The organism is Bacillus thermozeamaize (assembly GCA_002159075.1).
Taxonomy (GTDB): Bacteria; Bacillota; Bacilli; order ZCTH02-B2; family ZCTH02-B2; genus Bacillus_BB; species Bacillus_BB thermozeamaize.
This window is the reverse complement of record LZRT01000126.1, coordinates 1-3,801: the sequence shown is the minus strand read 5'-3', so window position 1 is coordinate 3,801 and position 3,801 is coordinate 1. Positions and strand designations below refer to the sequence as shown.

The window sequence follows — 3,801 nt, the reverse complement described above, 5'->3', positions numbered from 1 at the left end:
ACCGGCATGGGTGGAAAGGATAAGCTCCTTGGAGCGAACGAACTTGATTTTCATATGACACCCCGCAGGTGAATGTTATCTTGTTTATGTCATTCGCCTTCGGGGGTGTATTTGCCTGCTTTTTCTCATTTTCATCAGTTGATGATCACGGAATCAGGTTCTACTTTGTCTGGTTTTCGTCGTCGGGGCGGCGGTTCTTTTCAAAAGGTGCGGTGTCCGCCATCCTTTTTCAAAAGGCACGGCTCTTGCGATCGCGTTGTCCCTTTCGGCTTCCGTATGCCTTGCGCAGAACTACACGCAGAGCCTGGTCCCGCACGCGAACGACGGAATCGGCATCTCGAACCGGGTGGCGTATTGGATCATCGGGGAGGACGGTTGGTCGCGGGAATTGTTCCGGGCGTATTTTGAGAATGCCGTTTATTTGACACTGTTACTGATCGTTGCGTATCCCGCGGTGCTCTCGCTGGAATCCCGGTGGTCTGAAAGAAGAAAATCATCCGGACTGCGATGACGATGGCGGCCATGCCTGCCTGGGAGGCACTCCGATGTACGTGTTCGTCAAATTGCTGTCCGCGTTTTTGTCGGCCGTCACTTTGTCCGCGATCTTTACGCTCCGTGAACGGCCGTCCCTGTTTGACCATTATTCGGCGGAATATGTTTTTTTGAACGGCAGCTTCGTGCTTTTCACATTTTTCTTCCTGGGCGGCATTCCCTTGTCGATGGCGGCGGACCGGATTGCTTACAGAAGAAAAAGAAAGCGCGTTTGGCAGTTGGCGCTTTACTTTTTGTTCGGCGCGGGGCTGTGGTTCCTGTTTGACCTGTGGAGGCACGTCGCAACGCCCGTGAAATTTGCCGGATCCCTTGAAATGGCAATCCTGTTCGGCGTCGCGGGCGTGGTGTTTTTTGTTTATCAAAGTCTGATCCTGATCGCCATCCGTTCATTGAAAAAAAAGGCGCCTGATTAGCGGGACAAATATTGGCGATACCGTTGGTTTCTTTTTTGCATCTTGACATGCAACCATACGGTTGCATATGATGGAGCCATGAACCGGGACAACGATGCGATATTCAAGGCCCTTGCCGATCCGACGCGGCGGCTCATGCTGGACGAACTTTCCGAGCGGGACGAGATGACGCTGTATGAACTGACGGCACGGCTCATCATGAGGCACCGCCTGGCCGTGTCGCGGCAGGCGATCGCCAAGCACCTGGCCGTGCTGGAAGAGGCGGGGCTTGCCGTCTCGCGGCGGAGGGGAAAGTTTCGCGTCATCGTGTTCAACCGCAAGCCGCTGGAAACCCTGCTGAAAAGGTGGCTGGAGCCGGACGGCGGGCGGAATTGACCGTCCCCGTCCGCCGGCCGGGAATATCGGCGCCGTGCCCGGGTCGCATCCCCTGCGAGGAGGCCAAAAACGGATGAAAATCGTGGTCACAAGCGTGTTTGTCGATAACCAGGAAAAGGCGCTCGAGTTTTATACGAAAAAGCTGGGGTTTGTGAAAAAGCACGACGTTCCGGCGGGCAGCCACCGGTGGCTGACGCTGGTCTCCCCCGAGGACCCGGACGGCGTCGAGCTGCTGCTTGAACCGAACGAACATCCCGCCGCGCGGGAGTATCAGAAGAAGATCTTCGCCGACGGGATTCCGGCGACCATGTTGGGCGTGGAGGACGTCCAGGCAGAATATGAACGGCTGGCGGCGGAAGGCGTGAAGTTCACAATGACGCCGACCCGGATGGGCGACGTGACCATCGCGGTGTTCGACGACACGTGCGGCAATCTGATCCAAATGATCGAATACAAATGATCGAATACAAAAAATAAAAAGGTCCTAGCGGGACAAATATTGGCAATACCGCTCGTAGTGCGCGTACAGCCCGTCCGGGTTTTTTTGTTTCTGATGCAGCGTCCCGTGGACCAGTCCCCGGACTTGTTCGATCGGGTTGAAGAAAGAGTTCTTCCCGAACCCGGACAGCACCGGATGGTGGGTGTCGGTGAATCTGCGTTTCCGGTTGAGCACCCATTCCACGCCCGCGTGGTTGCGCACGAACACTTCCCCGAAATAGATGCCGATATCCATCGCGAGCGACTTGGATTCCGGAGACAGAACCATCTGATGGATGGGGTCCGTCAGCATTTTTCTACGCAGATAACCGGAGGCCCGGTTGTACTTTTCCTCAAATTCTTCCCGCGGTCTCGGCAGCCAGGCCAGGGCGACCTCCAGATACCATCGCCAAAGGGGCTTCAGGGAGGCGGGAGAAACATCCAGCAGGGTGCGGTCTCCTCCTCCAGTGTTCTCGAAATGGGCCCGCAATTGGTCCAGGAGGTTCGGAATTTCGCCCATGAACCAGGCAAAGTACGCTTCCGCTTCCTGCAGGCTCCGGCTCGGCAGGCCGGAGTGGGGAAACGGCGGGTTGATCGTTGGTAAACCATCGGTACCTCCCAGCGCCCAATCGTTTACGCCCCGTTGGCGGTCTTCAAAAAGGCCTCGACCAGCCGGGCGGTATTATAGACCTCTTTGTAGTCGTAACGGATGCGAAAATCGTCGATGACGACGGCGGCCCGGCCGGTTGCGACTTCGGCGTCATCGACGATGCCGAACATCTTTTTGGCTTCAGACAGGTTGGAAAAGGCGAACCATTGCGTTCTCGTGTCGTGCGACATCATCGGGATTCGTTCCAACGAGGCTTCATCGACGAAAAACTGAAACAGTTCTTCGTGGATGGGATTGATTGTTTCATAAAGAAAAGTGCCGGTGATCAGCGCGGAACCCTTGAAGTGCACCGTTCCGAGATATTCGGAGTCAGATTCGGTCAAATCGGCATGCACCACTTCCATTCCCGCGATCCGGTCCCCGACCTTTACGTATTCGGCCTGAAACACATTCGAATTGCCGATGACCACTTTCCGCTCTTTCGCGTCGTAATCGACCCTTGCGCCTAGGCTTTCCGAGACGAACCTGATGGGAACGTATACGCGGCCGTTGTGATTGAAGACCGCCTCTTCCCGCCCCGGCTCTTTCGCCTGGTTGTTGATGACGAACGTCACCGGAAACAGACGGACTTCCACGGAATCGGAAGCCGCAGCCGCGGAAGCCGGAAGCAGGAGAACCGCCGCGATTAGAAGAGCCCGCCACCTTTTCATGACAATCATCCTTTCTTGATTTGGTTCGGCCCGGGTTGCCGTTCCATTTTTCACCATTCCGACTATAAACCTGAATCCGTGATCGTCCGCGGATAGTTTCGGAACCCGGTTTCTGAAACCGGTAATTTTAGTCTTTTTTTCTGTGATGGTCGTAAGAACTGGCTTTTTACGATGGCAGAAGGACGCATCATAGCTTGTCAATTCAAATCCATGAATGCCAAACAGACCTGGCGGACGACAGGTCGTTCCAAAGCGTCTCCTGCATCATGCCCGTGTCATGCAAACGCCCGGTAAACCCTCTCCAACACCGATGACCAGGGACTGTGCTTTCCGAAGTTCAAGTATAGACAGCGCGCATGTCGAACAAGCCGGACAGCCATGTAGATGATGTTTTGAATAACGGTTCGGATTCGGCGGCGCTGCACGTTGCCGCGAATCGGCGCGTCGTCTTTGCGCAGGCTTTCCTGACCGATGATGCGCAGCAGATTGTAGGCAAACACGCCTGCATGCAGTACGAGATTATTCGTTGCAAATTTTCCGGCCGGCAACCGCTCCAGATCGAGATCCGTCTTGATTTCGCTGTGAAACTGTTCGCTGGTGGCGTGATCCCGGTATAACTCGATGACCCGCCACGGTCCGCAGCGAAGCGACGTCCAGTACACGT

At 55.4% G+C, this 3,801-nt stretch carries 6 protein-coding genes and 1 pseudogene; 4 read left to right on the top strand and 3 right to left on the bottom strand.

The window, feature by feature from the left end; all coding sequences use genetic code 11:
* The first annotated feature begins 169 nt into the window (after positions 1-169).
* From BAA01_03530 to BAA01_03515, 4 genes are all read left to right on the top strand, one after another.
* Entirely contained in the window at positions 170-511 is a 342-nt protein-coding gene (locus BAA01_03530; protein OUM84492.1) for a hypothetical protein, read from the top strand.
* Positions 512-545: 34 nt separating this feature from the next.
* Complete coding sequence (locus BAA01_03525) at positions 546-965, top strand: hypothetical protein (GenBank protein ID OUM84491.1); 420 nt, start codon at positions 546-548, stop codon at positions 963-965.
* A 78-nt stretch (positions 966-1,043) separates the two neighbouring features.
* On the top strand, positions 1,044-1,340 hold the full coding sequence (locus tag BAA01_03520; GenBank protein ID OUM84490.1) for a transcriptional regulator: 297 nt from the start codon (positions 1,044-1,046) through the stop codon (positions 1,338-1,340).
* Between the two features lie 73 nt (positions 1,341-1,413).
* The gene (locus BAA01_03515; GenBank protein ID OUM84489.1) at positions 1,414-1,800 is read left to right on the top strand and encodes a glyoxalase; all 387 of its coding nucleotides are present in this window, start codon (positions 1,414-1,416) and stop codon (positions 1,798-1,800) included.
* Positions 1,801-1,824: 24 nt separating this feature from the next.
* Here BAA01_03515 and BAA01_03510 read toward each other — a convergent pair whose 3' ends face one another.
* The 3 genes and pseudogenes from BAA01_03510 to BAA01_03500 all read right to left on the bottom strand — a co-directional run bounded on the left by BAA01_03510 (position 1,825) and on the right by BAA01_03500 (position 3,801).
* Positions 1,825-2,337, bottom strand: a complete 513-nt coding sequence (locus BAA01_03510; protein ID OUM84488.1) for a hypothetical protein — start codon at positions 2,335-2,337, stop codon at positions 1,825-1,827.
* A gap of 113 nt (positions 2,338-2,450) precedes the next feature.
* On the bottom strand, positions 2,451-3,194 hold the full coding sequence (locus BAA01_03505) for a hypothetical protein (protein OUM84487.1): 744 nt from the start codon (positions 3,192-3,194) through the stop codon (positions 2,451-2,453).
* A 218-nt stretch (positions 3,195-3,412) separates the two neighbouring features.
* A pseudogene (locus tag BAA01_03500) lies at positions 3,413-3,801 on the bottom strand (transposase).